Source organism: Acidovorax delafieldii 2AN, assembly GCF_000175235.1.
Taxonomy (GTDB): domain Bacteria; phylum Pseudomonadota; class Gammaproteobacteria; order Burkholderiales; family Burkholderiaceae_C; genus Acidovorax; species Acidovorax delafieldii_B.
This window is the reverse complement of sequence record NZ_ACQT01000224.1, coordinates 1-5734: the sequence shown is the minus strand read 5'-3', so window position 1 is coordinate 5734 and position 5734 is coordinate 1. Positions and strand designations below refer to the sequence as shown.

Annotated in this window: 6 protein-coding genes; 2 read left to right on the top strand and 4 right to left on the bottom strand. The window is 67.4% G+C overall.

The features are described 5' to 3' along the window. Positions 1-163 precede the first annotated feature (163 nt). The 4 genes from ACDELDRAFT_RS18295 to ACDELDRAFT_RS18280 form a co-directional block, all read right to left on the bottom strand. On the bottom strand, positions 164-988 hold the full coding sequence (locus tag ACDELDRAFT_RS18295) for an amino acid ABC transporter ATP-binding protein (protein ID WP_005799480.1): 825 nt from the start codon (positions 986-988) through the stop codon (positions 164-166). A gap of 66 nt (positions 989-1054) precedes the next feature. Further along, the gene (locus tag ACDELDRAFT_RS18290; RefSeq protein WP_005799479.1) at positions 1055-1705 is read right to left on the bottom strand and encodes an amino acid ABC transporter permease; all 651 of its coding nucleotides are present in this window, start codon (positions 1703-1705) and stop codon (positions 1055-1057) included. Positions 1706-1718: 13 nt separating this feature from the next. Then, entirely contained in the window at positions 1719-2381 is a 663-nt protein-coding gene (locus tag ACDELDRAFT_RS18285; protein WP_005799478.1) for an amino acid ABC transporter permease, read from the bottom strand. A 110-nt stretch (positions 2382-2491) separates the two neighbouring features. After that, entirely contained in the window at positions 2492-3289 is a 798-nt protein-coding gene (locus ACDELDRAFT_RS18280; RefSeq protein ID WP_005799477.1) for a transporter substrate-binding domain-containing protein, read from the bottom strand. Positions 3290-3621: 332 nt separating this feature from the next. Here ACDELDRAFT_RS18280 and ACDELDRAFT_RS18275 point away from each other — a divergent pair, with 332 nt between their 5' ends. After that, entirely contained in the window at positions 3622-4494 is an 873-nt protein-coding gene (locus tag ACDELDRAFT_RS18275) for a MurR/RpiR family transcriptional regulator (protein ID WP_005799476.1), read from the top strand. Between the two features lie 79 nt (positions 4495-4573). Next, on the top strand, positions 4574-5734 hold a 1161-nt coding region (locus ACDELDRAFT_RS18270; RefSeq protein ID WP_005799475.1), incomplete at its 3' end, for a diaminopropionate ammonia-lyase.

Genomic DNA, 5734 nt, shown 5'->3' with positions numbered 1-5734 from the left:
ACAGCGCGCGCCGGTGGTGGAGCGCGCCCCTCGCCCGCCCTGGCCACCCTGCCGGCACGCCGGCACCGGGGAGTTCAGGCGGGTGTCTCTTCACCCCGCCACTACGCTATTCATAGCTTAAGGCGCCCGAAACATAAGCGCAAAGGGCGCTTTGGGGGCTACTTCAGGCCCCAGCCCCTCCATGCACCATGCCGAGGAACTGGCGCAGTTCCGGCGTCTGCGGATTCCCAAACAGCTGCTCGGGTGCGCCCGTTTCATGCACCCGGCCCTGGTGCATGAAGACCACGCGGTCGCTCACCTTGCGGGCAAAGCCCATTTCATGGGTCACCATGATCAGCGTCATGCCCTGGTCGGCCAGGCTTTCCACCACCTGCAGCACCTCGCCCACCAGCTCCGGATCGAGCGCGGACGTCACCTCATCGCACAGGAGGATCTCGGGGTTCATGGCCAATGCCCGCGCAATGGCCACGCGCTGCTGCTGGCCGCCTGAGAGCTGGTCGGGCATGGCGTCGATTTTTTCCGCCAGGCCCACGCGCGCCAGCAGGCGCTGGGCGTTGTGGCGCGCGGCGTCCTTGGGCTGGCGGGTGACCAGCGTGGGCGCCAGCATCACATTGCGCCCCACGCTCAGGTGCGGAAACAGGTTGAAATTCTGGAAGATCATGCCTACGTTCTTGCGCAATTCGCGCAGGGCGGGTGCGTCGCCAGCGTTCACGGCCTGGCCGTGCACGCGCAGCTCGCCGTCCTGGTACTGCTCCAGCCCGTTGATGCAGCGCAGCAGCGTGGACTTGCCCGAGCCGCTCTTGCCGATGATGGACACTACTTCGCCGCGCTGCACCTGCAGGTCCACGCCCTTGAGCACTTCGTTGTCGCCGTAGCGCTTGCGCAGGCCCCCGATGTGCACCAGCGGAACGATGCCGGGCGCGGGGTGCGTGTCTGAAGCCAGGGCGGCGGAGGGGCAAGTGGTGGAAGCAGAGGTCATGGCAGGCATTCGAAGGTCAGATCGGAACAGCGGGCGCGGATGGTGCGTGGCGGCGTGGCAGGGCCTCTGCGCCGTTCAGCGCCTGGGGCGCAGCCGGCGCTCGAGGCGCTGGCTCCACAGCGACAGCGGAAAGCACAGGGCGAAGTACAGGGCCGCCACGCACCCGTAGATCAGGAAGGGCTCGAACGTGGCGTTGGCGATCAACTGGCCGGCCTTGGTGATTTCGATGAACCCGATCACGCTGGTCAGTGCCGTGCCCTTGATGATCTGCACGCTGAAGCCCGCCGTGGGGGCAATGCCCATGCGCAGCGCCTGCGGCAGGATCACGTGGCGCAACTGCTCGGTGAAGCCCATCGCCAGGCTGGCGGACGCCTCCCACTGCCCCCTGGGAACGGCCTCCACACAGCCGCGCCAGATTTCGCACAGATAGGCACTGGAATAGAGGATGAGGCACACGCTGGCGGCCAGCAGCGGCGAGGTGTCGACACCCACCATGGCCAAGCCAAAGTAGGTCAGGAAGAGCTGCATCAGCAGCGGCGTGCCCTGGAAGACCTGCACATAGGCGGCAACGAAGCGCTGCGCCCCCGGCAGGCGGGCCAGCCGCAGCACCAGCAGGGCCATGCCCAGCAGGCTGCCGCCGGCAAAGGCAATGAGCGACAGCCCCACCGTCCAGCGCAGGGCCAGCAGCAGTTGTTTGGCAATGTCCCAGAAGGTGAAATCGGCCATGGTGCTTCCTCCTTCAGGCACGGCGGCCGAACACCCAGCGGGGGCCGGCCCAGTTGAGCAGTTGGCGCAGCACGACCGCCAGGCCGAGATAGACCACCGTGACCAGGATGTACGACTCGAAGCTGCGGAAGGTGCGGCTCGAGATCAGGTTGGCGGCGTAGGAGATCTCTTCGGTGGAGATCTGGCTGCACACCGACGAGCCCAGCATGACGATGATGGTCTGCCCCACCAGGGATGGCCACACGCGGCCCAGCGAGGGCGGCAGCACCACGCGGGTGAAGATGTGCCAGGGCGACAGCGCCAGGCACTGCGCGGCCTCGATCTGGCCGTGCAGCGTGGCCTCGATGCCGGCGCGCACCTGCTCACAGGCGTAGGCGCCCAGGTTCAGCATCATGGCCAGAACACTCGCCACCTCAGGCGACAGCCGCACGCCCAGGGACGGCAGGCCGAAGAACAGGAAGAACAGCTGGATGATGAACGGCGTGTTGCGAAACACCTCGACATAGGCAGCCACTGCGAAGCGCAGCGGCGCCGCGCCATACAGCCGGCACCAGGCGCAGGCAATGCCCAGCAGCACACCGAGCGGAATGGCGATGCCCGTCAGCACCACCGTCAGCACCAGCCCGTGGGCCAGCATGGGCCACTGGCCCAGCACCGTCGCGAAATCCAAGGCCATGCGCGCCATCCGTCATCAAGAAAAGGGAAAGAAATCGGGGCAGCCTGGCACCGGCGGGCACCAAAGCGCTGGCGCTCGCCGATGCAAGCCCCCCCCCGAACAAGCCATGCTCAGTCCGGCAGATTGCCCATGCCGCGGCCCAGCCACTTTTGCGAATACGACTCGAGCGTTCCGTCCTTCTTGGCAGTGCGCAGGATGTCGTTGATCTTGTTGAGCAGTGCCGTTTCGCCCTTGCGCACGCCAGCGTAGTTGGGCGAATCCTTGATCAGCAGCTTGTATTCGGCCTGCACCTTGGGGTTCTTCTGCAGCGCGGCGGCTGCCACGGCCGCGCCCACGGCGACAAACTGGGTCTGCTGCGTCATGAAGGCGGCCATGGTGGCGTTGTCGTCCTCAAAGCGCTGGATCTTCAGGCTCTTGGGCGCCAGGCCCTGCAGCGCATCGTCCTGGATGGTGCCGCGCGTCACGGCCAGGGTCTTGTCGGCCAGATCGGCAAAGCTCTTGACCTCGACGTTCTTCGGACCAAACACGGCCTGGAAGAACGGCGCATAGGACACGGAGAAATCGATGACCTTCTGGCGCTCCTCGTTCTTGCCGAGTGCCGAGACGATGACGTCGATCTTGCGCGACTGCAGGTAGGGAATGCGGTTGGGCGTGCTCACCGGCACCAGGTCGGCCTTGACGCCCAGCTTGTCGGCAATGAGCTGCGCCACGGCAACGTCCACCCCCGTGGGCTTGAAGTCGGGGCCCATGAAGCCGTAGGGCGGGTAGTCGGTAGGAATGCCCAGCGAAATGCTGCCCTTGTCCTGCACGGCCTTGAGCGATCCGTCCTGCTGGGCGCTGGCACCCAGCGGCAGGGTAATGGCAAGGGCGGCGGCACCGGCGGCGAAAGCTCTGCGACTGAATTTCATGGAAGCACTCCGAGAGTAAAAAAGAGGTGCAACCGCTTGAGCACATTGCGTGCCAGGCCCTGAAACCGCTGTTCCAGGGTGCGGCCCAAAGTCACCCATGTCGTTTCGCTCCCGTCCGGACTCGCGCCTTGCGCAAGGGCGCGCCTGCGGGTGAACAAGGGATTGCCCAGGTCGCGCTCAGCACAGAATTCGGGCACCCTTCTTGCTCAACGAGGTGCAGGCCGAATTGAAACGAACGTTTCTCCATTTCAAAATCTCGGCACGCATGTTTCATAACCGTGCGCCACCGCCCCAAGCTGGGGAGCGGCGCCCAAATCCGGGGAGCAACCGCCATGGCATGGACCGAAGCAGCATCGTCGCCCGAGGCGCGCGTGCGCCAGATGTATGGCGATCTCTCGGGCGCCGAGCGCAAGCTTGCCGACGTGGTGCTGGCGCGCCACGACGCCTTGCTGGGCTACACCGCCACCGAACTGGCGCAATTGGCGGGCACCTCCAAATCGACGGCGGCACGCTTCTTTCGCCGAGCGGGGTTTTCAGGCTTCGATGAATTTCGCCAGCAAGTGCGCGCACACCACACCCGCCAGTCGCCGCTGGCGCGCATGGCGCAGGTCCAGCGCAAGGACAGCATGGCCCAGCAGTTGCACGCCCACCTGCACCAGGACGCCCAGCGCCTGACCGACTGGGCCGACGCGCTTGCTGCCGCGCAGGTGCAGGCAGCCCTGGCGCTGCTGGCCCGGGCGCGCAAGGTGTGGGTGGTGGGCTACCGCCACAGCCAGGTGACGGCCGGGTATGCACAAGCGCTGCTGGCGCAGGTGCGCAGCGATGTGATCAGCCTCAATGACGCCAGCGGCCGCGAAGCAGAACTGCTGGCCAGCGCAAGCGACAGGGACGTGGTGCTGGCCGTGGACTTCCGCCGCCGCAGCACCCGGCTGCCCACGGTGCTGGCGGCCGCGCGCAGCACCGGCGCGCAGGTACTGCTGCTGACCGATGCGCCGGTCTCCGCCTTGGCACTGCAGGCCCGGGTGGTCTTGCGCTGCGGCGCCAGCGACCCGGAAGGGCTGTTCGATTCGTATGTCTGCGCCATCAGCCTCATCAACTTTCTGGCGGGCACATTCGCCACCCACTCCAAAGCCGGCACCCATGCCCGCCTGCAACGCATCGAACAGCTGCACGCGGTGCTGGACGACCTGGAGCCGCAGCTGTAAGGCTGCGGCGGCCCGACCCCCACCGCAGCGCCCTCAGCCCTGCCCTTTTTCCCATTTTTTCATTGACCGAGAGCCCTCCATGCCTCCACTTCCTGCCCTTTCCGCCGAATGCCTTCGCAACCCCGCCGCCGACCGCCAGGCCCCCTACGGCGCGCGCCGCAGCGCCATCCTCAGCGCTTCGGCACTGGCCCAGGCCCGGCGCGAGCTGACCGACTGGCGCGGCTATGCAGTGACACCGCTGCGGTCCCTGCCAGCGCTGGCACAGGCGCTGGGCGTGGCCGCCGTGCACTACAAGGACGAAGGCGGCCGCTTCGGCCTGGGCAGCTTCAAGGCCCTGGGCGGCGCCTACGCCGTTGCGCGCCTGCTGTGCCGTGAACTGGGCGCCCGGCTGGGCCGCACGCTCACCACGCAAGATTTGCTGACGCCCGAAGTGCGCGCGCTGTGCGCCCACCTGACCGTCACCTGCGCCACCGACGGCAACCATGGCCGCTCAGTGGCCTGGGGCGCGCAACTGTTTGGCTGCCATTGCGTGATCTACATCCATGCCACGGTGAGCGAGGGCCGCAGGGCCGCCATCGCGCGCTACGGCGCCGAAGTGGTGCGCACGGCCGGCAACTACGACGACGCCGTGCGCCAGGCCGACGCCGACGCCAGGCTGCATGGCCGTTTCATCATTTCCGACACGTCGTACCCAGGCTACATGGACGTGCCGCGCGACGTGATGCAGGGCTACCAGCTCATGGTGGATGAGGCCGCGCAGCAACTGGCGCAGCGCCCCACGCATGTCTTTGTGCAGGCCGGCGTGGGCGGCCTGGCGGCGGCGGTGTGCGCCTATTTCTGGGAGCACGACGGCAGCGCCCGCCCGGTGTTCGTGGTGGTCGAGCCCGACCGCGCCGACTGCCTGGCGCAAAGCGCCAAGGCCGGCCGGCTCACGGCCGTCACCGGCGACATCGACACGCTGATGGCCGGCCTGGCCTGCGGCGAGGTGTCGCACCTGGCCTGGGAGATTCTGGAACACGGCACCGACGCTTTTTGCGTGATCAACGACCAGGGCGCCGTCGAGGCCATGCGCCTTCTGGCCCGCCCGCTGGGCAACGACCCGGCGATCGTGGCGGGCGAATCCGCCGTGGCCGGCGTGGCCGCTGCCGTGGCAGCCTGCCAGAACGAAGCCGCCCGCCAGGCGCTGGGGCTAACCGCGGGAAGCCGCCTGCTGTTTTTTGGCACGGAGGGCGCCACCGAT

Bases quoted from the DNA above. Each gene is read 5' to 3' on its own strand.
- ACDELDRAFT_RS18290 (WP_005799479.1), bottom strand. From the start codon at position 1,705: ATGGCCGATTTCACCTTCTGGGACATTGCCAAACAACTGCTGCTGGCC.
- ACDELDRAFT_RS18295 (WP_005799480.1), bottom strand. From the start codon at position 988: ATGCCTGCCATGACCTCTGCTTCCACCACTTGCCCCTCCGCCGCCCTG.
- ACDELDRAFT_RS18280 (WP_005799477.1), bottom strand. From the start codon at position 3,289: ATGAAATTCAGTCGCAGAGCTTTCGCCGCCGGTGCCGCCGCCCTTGCC.
- ACDELDRAFT_RS18275 (WP_005799476.1), top strand. From the start codon at position 3,622: ATGGCATGGACCGAAGCAGCATCGTCGCCCGAGGCGCGCGTGCGCCAG.
- ACDELDRAFT_RS18285 (WP_005799478.1), bottom strand. From the start codon at position 2,381: ATGGCCTTGGATTTCGCGACGGTGCTGGGCCAGTGGCCCATGCTGGCC.